Genomic DNA, 17523 nt, shown 5'->3' on the forward strand with positions numbered 1-17523 from the left:
GCACGAGGAATGAGGCGGTAAGCCGGCCCACAAAAGCGCCTGCGCAAAGGAAAGCCCGCCACCCAGTGGGGAGCGGGCCAAGGCTAATCTTAGGCTGGTGACGGGGTAACCGGCAGAGCGGGTGCAGAGTTCCTACTGCGAGGGTCGATCCAACTCCTCCAGGAACCTCTTTGTTCGCTCCACGCTCTCACGGGATCGTTCCAGCGCACGTCTATAGCGCTCCAGCAGCTGGGTGGCTGAGAAGAGCAGCTCATCGAGGGCCATGGTTGAGGGCGGCGGCTTGTCCATGGGTCGAAAATGGGGCTGCTTTGCTGCATCGCTATATCGCTGGAAGCCTTATATCAATGTACGGGAACGTACCGAAAGGCAGAGGCACCGTTGGTCCGGGCATAGGGAGGCCCGCCACCCCAATGCAGTCGGAACCGGAGTGGCGGGCTAGGAAGGGCGGTAGAGGTGCGATCCACACCGCCGGGGCATGAACGCCAATGGTACGGCTAAGTTCCCGCTCTCGCATAAGGAAGCCCGCCCCTGTAGAGAGGCGGGCCGGGCTGCCAGAGGGTGTGGCGAAAGCCTCAAGCAGCAGCGGCACTATAGGCAGCGCTGTATGAACGGAGCGTTACTGATGAAAAAACCCGCCCCTTTGGAGCGGTGGGTTGAGTTGGTCGTAACGGCTGGACAACACTTCATCCCGCAACCATGCTCACAGAAAAGAAGCCCGCCACGGCGAAACCGGGCGGGCAAGTTCTCGCGGAGTAGGTGTCTCCAGTAAAGAGACGTTTGGAATGTTACGTTGCAAACGTTCGCCCGGAAATTAGGGGAGCGGCTTACCTCGACTTTGACGCACGAACAAAAAGGCCCGCCCTCCAGGGGGAGAGGCGGGCCGGCAACAAGCCTCCGTGACGGTCAGGTGCTCTGTCCTGCTACGGCAGCAGCGCGATAATACTTCGCGATGAATACTCGAACGGCCGATGTGAAGGTCACATCCCAAGAGCCCTCCAGGATGCCCCTAGCTCGCCGCTCTTCATCGTATCCCTTCCAGATCATGAAACAAAGGCCATCTACGCCATAGCCTTCGGACTCGGCAATCTCCTCCAGCATGTCCCACATTGAGGCTTCAAGCTTGATGCTGGTGCGATGGTTGCCGATGAAAATGTTCCGGCAGACCAGACCGCTGATGCCGGAAAGGCTCGGTAGCCGAGACGCTGCTCTATTCCGCTTTGGCACCTTACTCTCGCACCGCCAGTTCCCAGACAAGCCCTAGCTTGTAGCATACAATTGGATGGTGGAACAGAAAGGCCCGCCCCTGTGGAGAGGCGGGCTGAAGTCTGGAGCTGAAATGGGTGCCTCAGGAGCACCGCAGACTTGAACGTGGCGGATGGGCTCGTGTTCCACGACATAAGAAAGCCCGCCCCGGTCGGCGGGGCGGGCAAAGTGCGGTGAGTGAAGATGGCGCTGTTTGCGGGAACAGCGCCGAGGAACATGGTGCCAAACCTAAGCTTCTGCTGCACGGGAGCAGAGTAGGTGCTGGCTTCTCCGATGAGCCTGCGCGAAGGAAGGCCTGCCCTCCTGGTGGAGAAGCGGCTTGCGCGGTTGTAGCTCACTCTGGAGCAGGCACCCAGCGGCGGAAGTCGATATCTTTTCCCCTGAGTTCCGTGCGTCGCCACCATGGCCGTTTGGGCGCCGGGCGCGGTTGCGAGGACGCCTCTGCCTCAATCAGCAGCCGCAGTATGGTCCGCTCCAGATCCAGAAGCTTCAGCCGTTTCGACAGACATTTGCACTTCCGGCTTCGCTCCCGAAGGGAATGTATGGCTTGATGAAAGGACGCCAGACCAATGTTCTCCCGCTGCATGCACCCGTTCCAAATTCCACCGGATCAAGTGAACTGGCAACGGTAAGGCCCTTATGCGGTTCCTGCCATGCAACGAAAGGCCCACCCCCGTGGAGAGGCGGGCCAGTTGGTACGGGTCGTGGGGACGCCCGGCAGGAGCGGCCCCGGCGGGCTAACCGGCTGCCGGCCGGCGGGTTCCAGGCACAGAAAGGCCCGCCCCGTGGATGGACGGGGCGGGCCAAGGCGGTTTCGGTCGAGGAGCGTCCGGCAAGAGCGCTCCCATGCTGAAAACCGGGGGAGCTGCCGGCGGGTTCCGGGCATAAGGAAGCCCGCCAGAGGGGATCTGGCGGGCTCTCCCGTATCTCGGGGCCTACAGCTCATCCACGCTCACGCCCGCCTCCAGGAAGGCCCGTCGAATGGACCTGACCGTCTGTTCGGAGCCATCCGTCTTTGATGGCCGATGGCTCGCCGGCTTGGCCGAGGGTGAAGCAGCTCGATGGGCTGGGCTGCTCAACGGGCTGTAGGTGGTCTAGAATGAGATGGGACCACCGTTGGGAGAAGTGGCTCCAGGCATGGGGTAGTCTTGGGGGCCTCCAAGCCATTTATCGCTCGAGCAGCTTCAGGCCGAGCTTTGGACTAGGGTTGCTGCTATTCGACCGCGCATGCGATCTGGCCATCGGACGCGTTCGCGACAGCCTTGAACAGATCGCCCAGGCACTTCCGGACGCTGGGATCGTCGATCCGGTGATACGCCTTCATCAACTCCAGCGTCTCACGTTTCACCATCGGGTCCGGACCCGATGTCTCGCCGCCGGTCGAAGCGGGCATGCCACCGCGCTCCCGTAGATCGCCCGGCAAGTCGTCGAAGAAAAACGACACCGGGACGTCCAGTGCTTGCCCGAATAGCCAGAGCTTGGATGCCGAGATCCGATTGGCTCCCCGCTCGTATTTCTGGATCTGCTGGAAGGTCAATCCGACCGACTGGCCAAGCTGGGTCTGGGTGATGCCCATAAGGGTGCGCCGCAGCCGCATGCGCGCACCGACATGCACATCGATGGCGTCGGGGCCGTCGGCGCCGTCCTGGGTTGCCATGATCTCTGCGTTCTTACCCGGTGCCATCTGCCTATTATCCCGCGTAATCGTTCCGTCACAATACGATGGCGAGTCATGCATGGATGTGTATGCGCTTGGCAACGGTCATTTATGGGCGGTGCGTTGGTTCCAACTCGGCACGAAGTCGGGGCGGTTGCGGGCGAGCGCTTCCATCAGGCTCAGCAGCTCGGCCAGGGGCTTTCCCGGATCCTTGATGCCGCCGGTCCGGTCCCACTCTGCGGTGATCAGGTCGAGCCGGGCGAGCATGTCCGCCGGGCCGGTGAGAGGCGCCCGCCGGATCGCGCCGGCTATGCGCTGCGCTTCCTCGGCGAGGCGTTGGGCGAGGGCTTCCATCTCGGGCAGGCCACAGGCGGAGCGGGCCTGTTGCACCCTCCTCTGATCGGCCTCTAGATCGCGCAGGAGGCGCGTCACGGTGGCGCGGTGCCGCTCCATGGCCGCGTCGTCCAGAAGCGCCCAGGCGGGCGGCGGGGCGGCCTGTAGGGCACTGGCGCACCGGTAGGTGATCCGGCCCCACATCACCCCGGCCGGCGGGATCGCCCCCGCCCGGCGCTTGATCTCCGCCAGCACCTCTGTCCTCTGCCGCTCGATCCCTGCCCACTGCTCCCAGAGCGCCCACGCGGTGGCTGGGGCTCGCATGACTCAAGTCCTACGATGGGACCGAGGGCGAGCGCTCCCGCCGGTCAGGCACAACCGCATCAGGACGAACCTGACGGAGGGCGTGACATGGACGGTGGCGTGGTGCTCGTGGACGAGGTGCAGGCGGCGGAGCGGCTGGCCGTGCAGGAGGATCTGATGACGGCGCGGGACGGCCTCTGCGCCGGGCTCCGGGCTCTCGACCTGGCGCCCTTCGTATCGACCGACTGGGGTGCGCTGGAGCGGCTGAACGCCCAACACCGGGATAGCTGGTTCGAGCTGCTGCCCCGGCCAGCCTCGGCGGCGTGCCTGTGGGCGGGCGTCACCGACTCGGCGGGCGACGTGGTGGCGGTGCAGGCCTCCATCCTGCTGGACTGCGCCGGGCGCAGCTACGGCGCGCGCCTGGAGGATCTGACGTCCTTCTATGATGCCCCGGCGCCGGCGGATGCGTGGTGCTTCAGCGCGAGCCCGGAGGCGAGGGAGGCGCGCGGCCGCGTGGCGATGATGTCCAGCGGCTGGGTTCGGCCCGACCTGCGCGGGGGCAACCGGGACCTGTTCCACCAACTCGGCCGGCTGAACCGTCTGGCGGTTCTGACCCGGTGGTGTCCCGACTGGCTGGTGGCGCTGATCGACCCGCCAGTGTCGCGGCTGTGGACGGTGCGCGCGGTGGGGGAGCGTCATCTCGACCGGCACCCCACCGTCCTGTTCCACCAGCCCGGGGAGGGGCGGCTCAGGCTGCATGTGCTTCGGTTCCGACCGGAAGCAGTCGCCGCGGACCTGCAACGTCGTGCATCTTGACCGCTGACAGGATGGCGCGGCGGTTGCCGCTCCGCCATCCGATCAGGGCGTGGTTGAAGCTGAAGGGCTTGCCGATGCCCGTGGCGACGATCTCGTTCACCACGGGCTCCCCGGTGTCGATTGCCTCGGCGTACTGCCGGGCGATGGCGGCGGCGAACTCGCAATGCGGGTCCACCGCCTCGGGCTGGCCCAGGACCATCCGGCCCCAGGCCTCGCCCAGCGTGTCGAGCGCCGGGCGGCCGATGAAGCGGAAGCAGAGCGGGCCTCCGTCCTCATCGCTGGCGAGGAAGCTGCACCGGTCCAAAAGGCCGCTCTCCTTTAGGAACCGCACGATGTCCGGGTTGATGCCGCCATGCCGGCGGCACTCGTCGATGATGGCCTGTTGCCAGTCGAGCGCCAGCCGGACGGGCTGACGGTCGATCCGCACCTCGCACGGGGCAGGCGGCGGGGGAGGCGCGGCACGGCGGAAGGCGAGGACGGTCATGCAACCCTCTTCTCGCCGAAAGCCTCGACCATGGTGCTGTAGAAGGCGCGGGCCTGCGCCGGGGAGATGCCCGCCTTCTCGGCGCCGGCCTGGAGGAAGCCCTCCGACAGGTCCACCGGCACCCGGATCATGGCCGGGGCCTCCTGTTCGAAAGCCGCCACCGTGTCCATGAAGGGATCGGGTGGAGCGGCCAGCCGGTCCTTGGGCGTGACCGGCTCCTCCGAGTAGTAGTAGGATAAGCCCATCCCGCGGAGCGTGACTCCGGCCCCCTTACACAGCACGGGCAGGACGCTCACGATCGCGCGGAGAACCGCATCCGCCCTGTCCACGTCGATCAAGAGGGACGGATCTTTCTTGGCTCCGTCCCTCAGGTCGGCGCGCACCATCTCCAAGAAGTGCTCTGCGGCCGCGAGCTGGCACACCGCATCGGCGACGGTGACCGTTTCGGAATGGAGGATCGCAAGGCCATACTGGTCAATGCGGCTGGCGCAGGCCCGAACGTCATCCCGCATGCCGGGCGGAAGGGCTTCAAGGCGGTCCTGCTGATCCCAGGCGTCTCCCAGGAACCGGCTCAGCAGCCGGACAGGGGTGAACGGGTCATCCCTCAGGACAGGCGGCGGGGGTGGCGGCTTGCCGATGGAGGTTGCCAGATCGTCCCGCTCGTTGACGGCCTTCAGCCACTTCCTGTTCCGGACGTCGAGCAGGCCGTCCAGATAGGCGATCTTGTCCACGGCATACCGGATCAACCGCTCGACCGGCGCGCCGAACCGCGGTGCTGCCTCCAAAAGCGTGCGCCGCAGGTGCTTGAACGGGTGGTCAGTGTCGGCGTCGTCGCGCGACTGCCCGTCATTGCTGAAGTAGGCCATAGCGCCCAGCTTCAGCAACACGCCTTCCAGCGTCCAGGCCGGCAGCTCCGCCACACGCTGATAGCTCGCGTGTTCGGTGCGGATGGCGTCCTCGTCGGTTTCGTCCTCGATCGTCCTGGCAACGGCGTCCTGCCAAGCATCATAGGCGGCGAACAGGGGCTCATCCGTGACCGGCAAGGCGGACGATCCGCCGAGTCGTTGCGCCTCCCCGATCAGGCGCCACAGAAGCTTGGTCCGGCCGTCGCTGTCCGACACCGGGCCATGCGCTTCCTGCGGACGCTCCACCCACCAGTTCCACGCCATTCGCAGCTTCACCGCGAGTTCGGCGCCGGTGCGGGGCGTCATAGACACCAGAGCGTTTTCGGCTGCGGTGAACTCCTCCTCGATCTCGGCGACCCTCTCGTGGTCCTCTGGTTCGAGTGGCAAATTCCCATAAGCGCGGCGCACGGCGAAGTAGCGGCGGCCGGCTGCCTGGAACTCCTCGCCCGTGTAGTGACAGGCATCGGCCAGGGCGGCGAGGAAAGCCGGCTCATCGCCATCGGCCAGAGCCTGAAGGGCGGGGAAGACGCGCAATGCGTCTGCCGTGAGGCTGGTGATCAAGGCGCCATCGGTTCCCCTGCCGCCACCAGGGGGGATATCCTGAATTCCGTTCGGCTTGCCCAGTGGCGGCCCGCTCCGTTCCTGCCAGGACATGTAGGCTTTCACCGCAATTCCGATCCCGCTGCGCGCTGGGATGGCGGCAATGGCGTGGACCAGTTCCGAGTCGCGGTCGAGCAAGGCGTCGTACTCGTCATCCTCCTTGCCGCCGGTCTTCCCTCGCTTGTGGAGGGCCATCCGCAGGGCCACCAGCTCCTTGAACGTCTCCAGGATGGCGTGATCCGCGCCGTTGACCGATTGGTCGAGCGCCGACGTGTTCAGCAGGAAGTCCCGCACACGGGTGACGGCGGGCAGTTCCTGGCCGTCTTCGCGCCGCCCAGCCACGAACCCGATGCGCGGGCAGATCAGGCGGGTGAGGATCACCGCGGCGTCCCCAACGGTCTGGGGAGGCGTCCGCACGATGGCCTCATCCAGGCGGCTCCACTCGTCGTGAAGGACGGTGTTGCGCGCCTCGTCGGCGCCGGCTGCGCTTTCCTCGAGCAAGGCCCGCACCTTGTCGCCGGCCTCCCCGAACGTCATGCCCAGTTCGGCGATGATGGTGGTTTCCGAGTCGGTCTTACGCATGGCGCGGCACCTCCCGGAACAGGTCGGTCCGGCGCAGGCGGAGCCCGTCCAGCACGGCCAAGCGGTCATCGTCGACCAGGTGGTCCAGCTCGCCCCGGTCCTCCTCCGGCTCCATGTCCGGATCGGGATCGCGGGCGTCCAGTTCGGTGATCAGTTCGTCTATGAGGGCCGACAGGGCACGCCGTGAGAGGCGCGCCCAGGGCAGGGCCGTGGTATCCTTGGGTGCGGTCTGCATGGGGTTAAGGCTTCCCGGTGTGGACCGAAGAGGCGGAGCCGTTGCTGCGGTCCGTCTCCCGGGCGCCCGGCCGTTGCTGCGGTCGGGCGCTTCTTTGTGAGTAGAAGGTCGTCACCTTTGGTGCTAACCTGATCCCAAGTTATGCTCACCTCCGGGTGCGGTCAACACCTTTGATGCATATAGGGGACAAAAAGTGCATATATTGACACGCGAGCAGAGCCGAGCAGGAAGGGCTCTGCTCGACTGGTCGCAAGATGACCTTGCCCGCCATGCAGGAACCGCAGCGCGTACCGTCAAAGATTTCGAGCGTGGTGCACGGCAGCCTTTGGATCGGACGCTCAGGGATTTGCGCGAGGCGCTGGAAGCGGCGGGTGTCGATATCATCCCCGCCGGCCAGTACGAGGGCGGCGGAGGGCCGGGCGTCCGCCTCAAGGCAGAGCCAGCGGACGCCTAAGGTTCGGGCGCGACTGAACGCCGGACCCTCATAATCACGAAATTGCGCAGCCACGATGATGCCCGGCCGGCGGGGATATGTTCGCCGTCGTTCGCAGAAAATCGCCTACAGCCACGCGCCAGTGTGGGACGCAATGTGGGACGCTGGCGAGCGATCCGGAAGAAAACCCAACGGTTTCAAGGGGTTGGTGGGCGTAAGTGGCGGATGGGGTGGGATTCGAACCCACGGTACCCTTGCGGGTACGCCAGTTTTCAAGACTGGAGCCTTAAACCACTCGGCCACCCATCCGCGAAGGCGCTCAACGGTTTAGGCCGCGCCGGGGCAGGGCGTCAAGGGGCGTGTTGAGAGCGCCGCGCTGCAAGGGTCAGGCCCGGGCGCTCCGCCAAGACAGCACCCCGGCGCACAGGCCGCGACGGGCCAGTTCGTCGGTGCAGGCGTCCACGCCGCCTTCGCAGTTGGGCGGGAGTTCGCCGGTGGCGCGGTAGACGTTCCAGCCGACATAGCTGATCAGGTCCTCGCTGCGCATCCGCGTGGCCTTCTGCCGGATGGCGCGGTAGGCGAGGGCGTATTGCTTGTCCGTCTCCGATTGGCTCATGGCGCGCGTCCCCTTATCCCCGGCCTTCACGGCGGCTCTTCACGGCGGCTGGGCGGCCGTCCCCGGCGCCCAGCCGGCTGAGCGCCTTCATCTTTCCATAACCTGCGCGGGGCCGGAACGGCACATTCGGGCCCGCGATTTTGTGGAGAGCTGCTCCGGCTCCGGACGGTGCCGCGTCCGCGCGGGCTCTTTGGGCGGGCTCTTCGGTGGGGGTGCGGCAACAAATGCCGGGCGGCGCTGTCTTCGGGGGAGGAGGTGCGCCATGTTCACCCGATTCCGTCCCGGCCTCGCGGCCGCGGCCTTTTGCCTGCTTCTGCCCACGGCAGCGCAGTCCCAGGTCATCAGCCCGCTCGACCAGTACCGGGATGCCTACGGCAGCCCGAACTACACGGGCAACCTCACCCCGGCGCCCGACGACCGGTCAATCCTCGGGTCCGGAATCGCCGCCGGCGATCCCTGGTCGGAACGGCAGGGAACGGTGCGGGGCTGGCGGGAACTCGACGATCCGAACCAGGGCTATTGGGAATACCGGGCCGACCGGCTGCGGCAACTCCGGCAGTCGGAGGCCATGAACGACCGGCTGCGCCGCGATGGCCTGTCACGCTGACCCTCGCCCGTGACGAAGGCGCCGCAAACAAAGAACCCGCCGGCTTGGGGCCGGCGGGCCGTAAGGTCGCTGCTGGGTAGGCTACTAACGCATCAAGTCTGTGTGCCCGGTCCGGCGCGGACAAGCGCGTCCCGGAAAAATTCCGGCCAATGGAAAGCCGTTCCCCCGCAATGCCCGGTGGCTCAGCTCCGGATGGGCCTGCCCAGGCGTCGCAGGCGGCGCAGGGGCTTGGGCATGGACTCCGCGTCGGAGAAGTCGGGCAGGCTGGGCGCGCGGTCCAGCGTCTTCCTGATCAGCCCGGCGGTTTCCTCCAGATCGGTCAGGAGGCCCGGCGCCACGCGGTCGGCGTAGGGCGGGCGGCTCAGCTTGGCGAGGGTTTCCTCCAGGATTCGCAACTCCGGCTCGAACAGCTCGCGGGCGCCGATGGGCAGGGCCTGGTCCTCGCGGATGTTGGCGAAATAATCGCGGGTGGACTTGGCGAACAGGCTGGTCAGCAGCAGATCCATCCGCTCGAACTCCGCATGGAGATCCAGCAGCTTCGGGTCATGCGACGCCTTCAGCCGCTCCTCCGTCAGGATCAGCAGGGCGCGCACCTCCTCCACCTTCTTGCGGAAGGTGAGGAAGGAGGAAAAGCGGTTGCCATCCATGTCGCGCTGGGCCTGCCCGGCCAGGGCCAGCAGGTCGGTCGCCTGCCGTTCGATGGCGCCCAGCATCGCTTGCAGCTCTTTGCGGCTGTCGTCCGCGTTCCAACTCATCGGCGCCTGTCCCAGCCTGTCCGGGGATGGGGGACGGCGCGCCGCGCACGGCCCCGTTCAAGCTTGTAACCGTCGGGCGTTAAGATTTTGCGTGAGGAGTGGGATGCGCGAAGGGCGTCAGGCGTCGCGCAGCTCGACCAGCACCGGCGTGTGGTCGGACGCCTTCTCCGCACCGCGCGGGCCGCGGTCGATCCGGCACTCCACCAGCCGGTCGGCGGCCTGGGGCGACAGCAGGAAATGGTCGATGCGCAGGCCGTTGTCGCGCGGCCAGCTTCCCGCCTGATAGTCCCAGAAGCTGTAGGCGTGGTCGTCGTCGTGCAGCGCCCGGTAGGCCTCCGTCAGGCCCAGGTTGATCAGCGCGCGGAACTTGGCGCGGGATTCCGGCTGGAACAGGGCATCGCCGGCGAAGGCCTTGGGGCTGTAGACGTCGCGCGGCTCGGGGATGATGTTGTAGTCGCCGCCCAGCACGAAGGGGATATCCCGCTTCAGCAGCTCGCGCGCGTGGGCGTGCAGCCGGTCCATCCAGCGGAGCTTGTACGCGAACTTCTCGCCCGGCACCGGGTTGCCGTTGGGAAGATAGAGCGAGGCGATGCGGACGCCGTTGATCGTCGCCTCGACATAGCGGGCCTGCTCGTCCTCCGGCTCGCCGGGCAGGCGGGTGAGGATGTCCTCCTGCGGCGCCTTGGACAGGATCGCCACACCGTTGTAGGCCTTCTGCCCCACGGCGGTGACGGTGTAGCCCAGCTCCTCGAAGGCTGCCGCCGGGAAGGCGGCGGTCTCGCACTTGATCTCCTGCAACAGGACCACGTCGGGGGACGCGGCGCGCAGCCAGTCGGTGATGTTGGGAAGGCGGGCCTTCGCCGAGTTGACGTTCCAGGTGGCGATGATCACGGCGTTAGCCCAGACCTTATTGTTGTTCTTGGTTCAGAGGCGAAAGTTCAGACGGCAAAGGAGTTGCCGCAGCCGCAGCCCGAACTGGCGTTCGGGTTCTTGATCTGGAAGGAAGCGCCCATCAGATCCTCGACATAGTCGAGAGTGGATCCCGCCAGCAGGTCGAGCGATACATCGTCGGTGACGACCTTCGTGCCGTTGTTCTCGAACACATGGTCGTCCTCGTTGGCGTTGGCGTCGAAGCCGAACCCGTACTGGAAACCGGAGCAGCCGCCGCCCGACACCGTCAGGCGCAGCATCAGGGCGGGGTTGCCCTCATGGTTGGCGAGGAAGGCGATGCGCCTGGCGGCGCTGTCGCTGATGTGGAGCACACGGCCGCCGGCCGTGACGTCCGCGGGAAGTGCCGTATCGGGCATGGTCGTGGTCCTCAGCGTCGGAAGCCGAAATTCTCAATCTCCTATGTAAGGCGGTGGCCCGCCCGCGTCAAAGTGTTGACAGCGCGGCCCTGATGCGCCCTTGCCGGTTGCCAAGGCAAGGGCTCCGGGGCTAGTGTCCGCGCCATGACGGCGGACACACTCCAGGCCCGGTTGGCGCCCCATGCCTGCAACCCGGCGCAGACGCGCGGGCGGCTGGTCGCCGAGCCGGAAAGCCCATCGCGCTCGTGCCACCAGCGCGACCGCGACCGCATCGTCCATTCCGGCGCCTTCCGGAAGCTGAAATACAAGACGCAGGTCTTCGTCTATCACGAGGGCGACTATTACCGCACCCGCCTGACCCACAGCCTGGAGGTCGCGCAGATCGCGCGCTCCATCAGCCGGGCGCTGGGCCTGAACGAGGATCTGGCGGAGGCGGTCGCGCTCGCCCACGACCTGGGCCACACCCCCTTCGGCCATGCGGGGGAGGACGCGCTGCACGCCTGCATGGCGCAGCATGGCGGCTTCTCCCACAACGACCAGGCCCTGCGCATCCTGACGCAGCTGGAGCGCCGCTACGCCGATTTCGACGGGCTGAACCTCACCTGGGAAGCCCTGGAAGGCGTGGTCAAGCACAACGGCCCGTTGCTGCCCCTGAAGGAGGGGGAAGCGCTGCCCGTCACCATCGCCGCCTTCCGCGACGCCTGGGACCTGGAACTGCACACCAACCCGGGCATCGAGGCGCAGGTGGCGGCACTGGCCGATGACATCGCCTACAACAACCACGACATCGACGACGGGCTGCGCGCCGGTCTGTTCACGGTCGAGGAGGTGGCGGAACTGCCGCTGGTCGGGCCGGTGATCCGGCAGGTCTGCGACCGCTACCCCAACCTGGAACGCCCGCGCCTGATCCACGAGACGATCCGGCGCATGATCGACGCCATGGTGTCCGACCTGATGGCTGAGACGCGCCGCCGCCTCGCCGAGCACAAGCCGGGCTCGGCCGCCGAGCTGCGCGCCCTGCCGCTGCCGATGGTCAGCTTCTCCGCCGCCATGGAGGAGGCCCAGCGCCCGCTGCGCGCGTTCCTGCGGCGGCGCATGTACCGCCACTACCGGGTCAACCGGGAGATGAGCAAGTGCAAGCGCGTGGTCACCGCGCTGTTCGAGCTGTTCATGAACGAGCCGGACACCCTGCCGACCCAATGGCAGGAGGAGATCCGGGCCAAGGGCGGCGGGGAAGACCGCGCCGTGCTGGCCCGCTCCGTCGCGGACTACATCGCCGGCATGACCGACCGCTACGCCTTGGCCGAATACGGCCGCCTTTTCGACATGGATGCCAAGACCTAAAGCGATGAATATTTTCAAGGCGTTCGAGAACGACATCCGCACCCTGGTCGAGGAGCTGGCCGCCGAGGGCCAGATCCCCGCCGGGCTCGACACCAGCCGCCTGACGGTGGAGCCGCCGCGCGAGGCGTCCCACGGCGACCTGTCCACCAACGCGGCGATGATCCTCGCCAAGCCGGCGGGCAAGCCGCCGCGCGCGCTGGCGGAACTGCTGGTCGCGAAGCTGCGGGCCCGCGCGGACGTGACCAGCGTCGAGATCGCCGGTCCCGGCTTCGTCAACCTGCGGCTGGCGCCGGATGTCTGGCGCGACCGCGTCCGCGACGTGCTGGCGTCGGGCTCCGCCTACGGCGACAGCGATCTCGGGCGCGGCCAGCCGGTGAACGTCGAGTACGTCTCCGCCAACCCCACCGGCCCGCTCCACGCGGCGCACGGGCGCGGCGCCGTGTTCGGTGACGCGCTGGCCTCGCTGCTGGAGAAGGCGGGCTACGCGGTCACCCGCGAATATTACATCAACGACGCCGGCGCCCAGGTGCAGGTGCTCGGCCGCTCCGCCTATCTGCGCTACCAGGAGGCCTTGGGCGAGACGGTCGGCGAGATTCCGGCCGGTCTCTATCCGGGCGAGTACCTGAAGGACGTCGGCGCCGCGCTGGCCGAGCGCGACGGCCGCAAGTGGATGGGCGTGCCGGAGGAGGAGTGGCTGCCCGCCGTGCGCGACTTCGCCATCGCCATGATCATGGAATGGATCAAGGAGGATCTCGGTGCCCTCAACATCCGCATGGACGTCTACACCTCCGAGCGCGGTCTGGTCGAGGCCGGGGCTGTGGACAAGGCGCTGCGGACGCTGGAAGACCGTGACCTGATCTATGTCGGCGTGCTGGAGCCGCCCAAGGGCAAGAAGCCCGAGGACTGGGAGCCGCGCCCGCAGACGCTGTTCCGCGCGACCCAGTTTGGCGACGACGTCGATCGTCCCCTGAAAAAGTCCGACGGATCGAACACCTATTTCGCCAACGACATCGCCTACCATCACGACAAGTTCACGCGGGGCTTCGCCTCGCTGATCGACGTGTGGGGTGCGGATCATGGCGGATACATCAAGCGCATGCAGGCGGCGACCAGGGCGGTGACCGCCGACGGGGCGGAACTGGACGTGAAGATCTGCCAGCTCGTCCATCTGATGCAGAACGGGCAGCCGGTGAAGATGTCCAAGCGGGCGGGCACCTTCGTGACCCTGCGCGACGTGGTGGACGAGGTCGGCAAGGACGTCGTCCGCTTCATCATGCTGACCCGCCGCAACGACCAGACGCTGGACTTCGACTTCGCCAAGGTGACGGAGCAGTCCAAGGACAACCCGGTCTTCTACGTGCAGTACGCGCACGCCCGCTGCCGCTCGGTGCTGCGCAACGCGGCCGAGGCTCTGAAGGGCAGGGACCTGACCGCCGCCGGCCTCGCCAAGGCCAACCTCGGACGCCTCGCGGCGGAGGAGGAGATGGCGCTGGTCAGGCGCATGGCGGCCTGGCCGCGCATGGTCGAGGCCGCCGCCGAGGCGCACGAGCCGCACCGCGTCGCCTTCTACCTCGCCGATCTGGCGGGCGACTTCCACGCGCTTTGGAACCGCGGCAAGGATGATTCCTCGCTGCGCTTCCTGATCGAGGGCGACGAGGAGGTGACGCTCGCCCGGCTGGCGCTGGTCGAGGCGGTCGCCACGGTCATCGCGTCCGGTCTCCGCGTCATGGGCGTGGAGCCGGTGGAGGAGATGCGTTCATGAAATTCGAGGGCGACGTGAACTACGCCGCGGATCCCTACGGTTACCGGCCCCCGCCGGCGCCGCGCCGCGGGCTGTTCACGCTGGGCTTCGCCGTGGTCGGGATCGCCGCCTTCGCGGGCGCCGTGGTCGTGACCTACGGCGGCGGGAGCGGCGTGGTGGGGGAGGGCGGAATCCCGCTGCTGACCGCCGACACCACCCCCACCAAGATGCGGCCCGAACAGCCGGGCGGCATGCAGGTGCCCCACCAGGACAAGCTGGTCTACGAGCGGCTGAGCGACGGCGGCACGCGCCCCGGCGTCGAGCGGCTGCTGCCGCCGCCGGAGGAGCCGCTGCCCCGTCCGGTCGTGTCGCCGCAGGTTCCGGCTCCGCCACCCCTGCCGCAGGCGCCGGTGCTGGCACAGGTGGCCCCGCCGCCCGGCGCCACCGCCACCGTTCCACGCGAGCTGCCGCCCGAGCCGGCCGCCGTTCCGGCGGCTCCGGCTCCGGAACCGGTGCCCCCGGCGCCGTCCCTGCCGGCGGCGGCTCCGGCCGCCGTTCCCGCGCCGGCGCCGGCCGTTCAGGAAACGCCCCGCGTCGCGCCGAAGCCCGCCCCGCCCCCGGCCGTCGCCGCGCTGTCCGCCCCGGTTCCAGCCCCGGCGCCCGCTTCGCTGAAGCCGCCCGCCGCGGCGGCACCCGCCGTCACCCCCGCCGCGGTGAAGCCGCCCGCCGTCGGCGGGGCTGGGGGGTGGCGCGTCCAGCTCGCGTCGGTCCGCAGCGAGTCCGAGGCCTCCGCCGAGTGGAAGCGGCTGTCCAGCCGTTACCCGGACGCGCTCGGCGGGCTCGGCGTGTCCATCGTGAAGGCCGACCTCGGCGAGAAGGGCATCTATTACCGCGTCCAGGGCAGCGGCGTGGACGAGACGAAGGCGCGGTCGATCTGCGCCCAGTTGAAGGCCCAGAATGTGGGGTGCGTGATTGTCCGTCCCTGAGACGCGTCGCCGCGCGGCCGTCCTCGGCTGCGCCGGCCTTGTCCTGACGGCGGAGGAGCGCCGCTTCTTCCGCGACGCCGATCCCCTCGGCTTCATCCTGTTCCGGCGCAACTGCGACACGCCGGACCAGGTCCGGGAGCTGGTCGCCGCGATGCGGGAGTCCGTCGGCCGCGCCGACGCGCCGGTGCTGATCGACCAGGAGGGCGGCCGGGTCGCCCGGCTGCGCCCACCGCACTGGCCCTCCTTCCCGCCGGCCCGCCGCTTCGGCGAGCTGGCCGAGCGCGACCGCGCCGCCGGTCTGGAGGCCGCCTGGATCAATGGGCGTCTCCTCGCCCACAGCCTGCGCGATGTCGGGGTGGACGTGGACTGCGCGCCGGTCTGCGACGTGCCGGTGGAGGGCGCCCACGACATCATCGGCGACCGTGCCTTCTCGCGGGACCCGAACCTCGTGGCCGATCTGGCCCGGGCGACGGCGCAGGGGCTGATGGCCGGCGGCGTGCTGCCGGTGATCAAGCACATTCCCGGCCATGGCCGCGCCTTCGCCGACAGCCACGCGGAACTCCCCGTCCTCGACGCCCCGCTCCGGGATCTCGAACGGTCCGACTTCGCGCCCTTCCGCGCGCTCGCCGACCTGCCGCTCGCCATGGTCGCGCATGTCGTCATGACGGCGGTCGATCCGGCCGCACCCGCCAGCACCTCCGCCACCGTGATCCGCGACATCGTGCGCGGGCCGGCCATCGGCTATGACGGGCTGCTGTTCAGCGACGACCTGTCGATGGGCGCGCTGGCCGGCGGCATGGAAGAGCGCGCGCGGGCGGTGATGGAGGCGGGGCTCGACATCGTGCTCCACTGCAACGGCGTCATGGAGGAGATGGAGGCGGCCATGCGCGCCGTTCCCCCCATGTCTGACGCGGCGGTCCGGCGCTGGGCGCACGCCCGCGCGCTGTGCGGCGCGCCGCAACCGGCGGACATCCCCGCGCTGGAAGCGCGGATGGCCGAACTGCTCGCCGGTCCGGTCGCCTGATCCTCCGGGCCTGAACGCCCCTTGGCCTGAGAAAGTGTGAAGCCCGTGGAAGAATGGATCCTCCAGATCGCCGCCGTCGCCCTTCCGGCGATCCTGGCCATCACGCTGCACGAGGCCGCCCACGGCTTCGCCGCCTGGCGGCTGGGCGACGACACGGCGCTGCGGCTGGGCCGCGTGACGCTGAACCCGATCCGCCACGTCGATCCCATCGGCACGGTGATCCTGCCGGCCGTCATGTATTTCACCACGGGTTTCATGTTCGGCTGGGCGAAGCCGGTGCCCGTGAATTTCGGGCGGCTGAACAACCCGCGCCGCGACATGGTCTGGGTGGCGCTGGCCGGTCCCGGCGTCAACCTGGCGCTCGCCTACCTGTCCGTCCTGCTCTGGGGCTTCACCGAGCCCGGTGGAAGCCTGACGGAATCCTGGTTCCGGCTGATGCTCCAGGTATCGGTGCTGGTGAATGTCGTCCTGATGGTGTTCAACCTCATCCCGCTGCCGCCGCTCGACGGCGGGCGCGTCGCGGTCGGGCTGCTGCCGGACGCGCTCGCCTTTCCGCTGGCGCGGCTGGAACGCTACGGCATTCTGATCCTGATGTTCGCGCTGTTCCTGCTGCCGATGATCGGCCGGCAGATCGGTGTGGACCTCGGCATCCTGAGCATGGTCCTGGGACCGCCCGTGGATTTCGTCATCGACCTGCTCCAGACCCTCACCGGAAACGGTTGAGGGCCGGCGCGACATGACCGCCTTCGAGGAGGATTCCGCGCCGGCACCGTCGGAGGCCACGGCGGAACAGCTCGTGCTGGTGCTCGACGGCTTCGAGGGGCCGCTCGACATGCTGCTGGCGTTGGGGCGCGAGCAGAAGGTGGACCTCACCCGGATCTCCATCCTCCAGCTCGCCGACCAGTATCTCGCCTTCGTCGCCGAGGCGCGGCGCGTGCGGCTGGAACTGGCGGCCGACTATCTCGTCATGGCGGCCTGGCTGGCCTACCTGAAATCGCGCCTGCTGGTGCCTGAACCGTCGGGCGAGGAACCGTCGGGCGAGGACATGGCCGCGGCCCTGGCCTTCCAGCTCCAGCGGCTGGAGGCGATGAAGGAAGCGGCGGCCAAGCTGATGGCGCGCCCCCGGCTGGGCATCGACCTGTTCGCGCGCGGCGCGCCGGAGGATCTGGACATCCGCCGCAAGTCGGTGTTCGAGGTCAGCCTCTACGATCTGCTGAAGGCCTATGGGGAGCACAAGCGGCGCAAGGATGGCAGTGTCCTGCAGATCGCGCCGGTGCGCCTCTACTCCATCGAGGACGCCGTGCGGCGCCTGTCCGAGCTGCTCGGCCATGTGCCGGACTGGACCGTGCTCTCCAGCTTCCTGCCCGACGGCGGCACGGACACGCTGCTCGGCCGGTCGTCGCTCGCCGCTCATTTCGTGGCGACGCTGGAGCTGGCGAAGGCCGGCCGGGTCGAGCTGCGGCAGGACGGTGCCTTCTCCCCCATCTATGTCCGCCGCGCGCGGCCCGACACGGAACCCTGAGACCGGAGCC

19 protein-coding genes and 1 tRNA gene are annotated in these 17523 nt (G+C 68.1%); 9 read left to right on the top strand and 11 right to left on the bottom strand.

Going from position 1 to position 17523, the window contains the following annotated elements; translation table 11 throughout:
• Positions 1–903: 903 nt before the first annotated feature.
• The 3 genes from JUB11_RS33175 to JUB11_RS11500 form a co-directional block, all read right to left on the bottom strand.
• Complete coding sequence (locus JUB11_RS33175) at positions 904–1224, bottom strand: ribbon-helix-helix domain-containing protein (protein ID WP_207458671.1); 321 nt, start codon at positions 1222–1224, stop codon at positions 904–906.
• A gap of 1252 nt (positions 1225–2476) precedes the next feature.
• The gene (locus JUB11_RS11495) at positions 2477–2920 is read right to left on the bottom strand and encodes a helix-turn-helix transcriptional regulator (RefSeq protein WP_247886991.1); all 444 of its coding nucleotides are present in this window, start codon (positions 2918–2920) and stop codon (positions 2477–2479) included.
• A 105-nt stretch (positions 2921–3025) separates the two neighbouring features.
• Positions 3026–3577: a hypothetical protein gene (locus JUB11_RS11500; protein WP_207458673.1), complete on the bottom strand. Its 552-nt coding sequence runs from the start codon at positions 3575–3577 to the stop codon at positions 3026–3028.
• Between the two features lie 87 nt (positions 3578–3664).
• On the opposite strand from JUB11_RS11500, the gene JUB11_RS11505 reads away from it, so the two are divergent.
• On the top strand, positions 3665–4372 hold the full coding sequence (locus JUB11_RS11505) for a hypothetical protein (protein ID WP_207458674.1): 708 nt from the start codon (positions 3665–3667) through the stop codon (positions 4370–4372).
• Here the strand turns inward: JUB11_RS11505 and JUB11_RS11510 are convergent.
• The 3 genes from JUB11_RS11510 to JUB11_RS11520 are packed head-to-tail and all read right to left on the bottom strand — an operon-like array spanning position 4305 to position 7178.
• Positions 4305–4856, bottom strand: a complete 552-nt coding sequence (locus JUB11_RS11510; protein ID WP_207458675.1) for a hypothetical protein — start codon at positions 4854–4856, stop codon at positions 4305–4307. The genes JUB11_RS11505 and JUB11_RS11510 overlap by 68 nt on opposite strands.
• Entirely contained in the window at positions 4853–6943 is a 2091-nt protein-coding gene (locus JUB11_RS11515; RefSeq protein WP_207458676.1) for a hypothetical protein, read from the bottom strand. The genes JUB11_RS11510 and JUB11_RS11515 overlap by 4 nt, the downstream gene beginning before the upstream one ends.
• Positions 6936–7178 (bottom strand): hypothetical protein, encoded by a 243-nt coding sequence (locus JUB11_RS11520; RefSeq protein ID WP_207458677.1) that lies wholly within the window; start codon positions 7176–7178, stop codon positions 6936–6938. Before JUB11_RS11520 ends, JUB11_RS11515 begins: the two co-directional genes overlap by 8 nt.
• A gap of 193 nt (positions 7179–7371) precedes the next feature.
• On the opposite strand from JUB11_RS11520, the gene JUB11_RS11525 reads away from it, so the two are divergent.
• Complete coding sequence (locus JUB11_RS11525; protein ID WP_348771413.1) at positions 7372–7632, top strand: helix-turn-helix transcriptional regulator; 261 nt, start codon at positions 7372–7374, stop codon at positions 7630–7632.
• A gap of 198 nt (positions 7633–7830) precedes the next feature.
• Here the strand turns inward: JUB11_RS11525 and JUB11_RS11530 are convergent.
• Both JUB11_RS11530 and JUB11_RS11535 read right to left on the bottom strand, forming a co-directional pair.
• A tRNA-Ser gene (locus JUB11_RS11530) sits at positions 7831–7920 on the bottom strand.
• A gap of 76 nt (positions 7921–7996) precedes the next feature.
• Positions 7997–8227 (bottom strand): hypothetical protein, encoded by a 231-nt coding sequence (locus JUB11_RS11535; protein WP_207458678.1) that lies wholly within the window; start codon positions 8225–8227, stop codon positions 7997–7999.
• A gap of 262 nt (positions 8228–8489) precedes the next feature.
• Between JUB11_RS11535 and JUB11_RS11540 the strand changes: the two genes are divergently transcribed.
• Positions 8490–8834, top strand: a complete 345-nt coding sequence (locus tag JUB11_RS11540) for a hypothetical protein (protein WP_207458679.1) — start codon at positions 8490–8492, stop codon at positions 8832–8834.
• Between the two features lie 182 nt (positions 8835–9016).
• Here JUB11_RS11540 and JUB11_RS11545 read toward each other — a convergent pair whose 3' ends face one another.
• From JUB11_RS11545 to erpA, 3 genes are all read right to left on the bottom strand, one after another.
• Positions 9017–9589, bottom strand: a complete 573-nt coding sequence (locus JUB11_RS11545; RefSeq protein ID WP_207458680.1) for a hypothetical protein — start codon at positions 9587–9589, stop codon at positions 9017–9019.
• 117 nt (positions 9590–9706) lie between these two features.
• Positions 9707–10480, bottom strand: coding sequence for an exodeoxyribonuclease III (gene xth, locus JUB11_RS11550; protein ID WP_207458681.1), 774 nt, complete (start codon positions 10478–10480; stop codon positions 9707–9709).
• A 47-nt stretch (positions 10481–10527) separates the two neighbouring features.
• Positions 10528–10896 (bottom strand): iron-sulfur cluster insertion protein ErpA, encoded by a 369-nt coding sequence (gene erpA, locus JUB11_RS11555; RefSeq protein ID WP_207458682.1) that lies wholly within the window; start codon positions 10894–10896, stop codon positions 10528–10530.
• 144 nt (positions 10897–11040) lie between these two features.
• On the opposite strand from erpA, the gene JUB11_RS11560 reads away from it, so the two are divergent.
• The 6 genes from JUB11_RS11560 to JUB11_RS11585 are packed head-to-tail and all read left to right on the top strand — an operon-like array spanning position 11041 to position 17513.
• Positions 11041–12240: a deoxyguanosinetriphosphate triphosphohydrolase gene (locus JUB11_RS11560; protein WP_207458683.1), complete on the top strand. Its 1200-nt coding sequence runs from the start codon at positions 11041–11043 to the stop codon at positions 12238–12240.
• 4 nt (positions 12241–12244) lie between these two features.
• Complete coding sequence (argS, locus tag JUB11_RS11565) at positions 12245–14002, top strand: arginine--tRNA ligase (protein WP_207458684.1); 1758 nt, start codon at positions 12245–12247, stop codon at positions 14000–14002.
• Positions 13999–14967: an SPOR domain-containing protein gene (locus tag JUB11_RS33180; RefSeq protein ID WP_207458685.1), complete on the top strand. Its 969-nt coding sequence runs from the start codon at positions 13999–14001 to the stop codon at positions 14965–14967. The genes argS and JUB11_RS33180 overlap by 4 nt, the downstream gene beginning before the upstream one ends.
• Positions 14954–15991 (top strand): beta-N-acetylhexosaminidase, encoded by a 1038-nt coding sequence (nagZ, locus tag JUB11_RS11575; protein ID WP_207458686.1) that lies wholly within the window; start codon positions 14954–14956, stop codon positions 15989–15991. Before JUB11_RS33180 ends, nagZ begins: the two co-directional genes overlap by 14 nt.
• A 45-nt stretch (positions 15992–16036) precedes the next feature.
• Complete coding sequence (locus JUB11_RS11580; protein ID WP_207458687.1) at positions 16037–16714, top strand: site-2 protease family protein; 678 nt, start codon at positions 16037–16039, stop codon at positions 16712–16714.
• A gap of 13 nt (positions 16715–16727) precedes the next feature.
• The gene (locus tag JUB11_RS11585; protein ID WP_207458688.1) at positions 16728–17513 is read left to right on the top strand and encodes a ScpA family protein; all 786 of its coding nucleotides are present in this window, start codon (positions 16728–16730) and stop codon (positions 17511–17513) included.
• Positions 17514–17523 lie beyond the last annotated feature (10 nt).

This window comes from Azospirillum sp. SYSU D00513 (assembly GCF_017356015.1).
Lineage (GTDB): Bacteria > Pseudomonadota > Alphaproteobacteria > Azospirillales > Azospirillaceae > Azospirillum.

Excerpts from the sequence above, each read along its gene's own strand:
- JUB11_RS11495 (WP_247886991.1), bottom strand. The coding sequence starts at position 2,920 with ATGGCAACCCAGGACGGCGCCGACGGCCCCGACGCCATCGATGTGCAT.
- JUB11_RS11500 (WP_207458673.1), bottom strand. The coding sequence starts at position 3,577 with ATGCGAGCCCCAGCCACCGCGTGGGCGCTCTGGGAGCAGTGGGCAGGG.
- JUB11_RS11505 (WP_207458674.1), top strand. The coding sequence starts at position 3,665 with ATGGACGGTGGCGTGGTGCTCGTGGACGAGGTGCAGGCGGCGGAGCGG.
- JUB11_RS11510 (WP_207458675.1), bottom strand. The coding sequence starts at position 4,856 with ATGACCGTCCTCGCCTTCCGCCGTGCCGCGCCTCCCCCGCCGCCTGCC.
- JUB11_RS11515 (WP_207458676.1), bottom strand. The coding sequence starts at position 6,943 with ATGCGTAAGACCGACTCGGAAACCACCATCATCGCCGAACTGGGCATG.
- JUB11_RS11520 (WP_207458677.1), bottom strand. The coding sequence starts at position 7,178 with ATGCAGACCGCACCCAAGGATACCACGGCCCTGCCCTGGGCGCGCCTC.
- JUB11_RS11535 (WP_207458678.1), bottom strand. The coding sequence starts at position 8,227 with ATGAGCCAATCGGAGACGGACAAGCAATACGCCCTCGCCTACCGCGCC.
- JUB11_RS11540 (WP_207458679.1), top strand. The coding sequence starts at position 8,490 with ATGTTCACCCGATTCCGTCCCGGCCTCGCGGCCGCGGCCTTTTGCCTG.
- JUB11_RS11545 (WP_207458680.1), bottom strand. The coding sequence starts at position 9,589 with ATGAGTTGGAACGCGGACGACAGCCGCAAAGAGCTGCAAGCGATGCTG.
- erpA (WP_207458682.1), bottom strand. The coding sequence starts at position 10,896 with ATGCCCGATACGGCACTTCCCGCGGACGTCACGGCCGGCGGCCGTGTG.
- JUB11_RS11560 (WP_207458683.1), top strand. The coding sequence starts at position 11,041 with ATGACGGCGGACACACTCCAGGCCCGGTTGGCGCCCCATGCCTGCAAC.
- argS (WP_207458684.1), top strand. The coding sequence starts at position 12,245 with ATGAATATTTTCAAGGCGTTCGAGAACGACATCCGCACCCTGGTCGAG.
- JUB11_RS33180 (WP_207458685.1), top strand. The coding sequence starts at position 13,999 with ATGAAATTCGAGGGCGACGTGAACTACGCCGCGGATCCCTACGGTTAC.
- JUB11_RS11585 (WP_207458688.1), top strand. The coding sequence starts at position 16,728 with ATGACCGCCTTCGAGGAGGATTCCGCGCCGGCACCGTCGGAGGCCACG.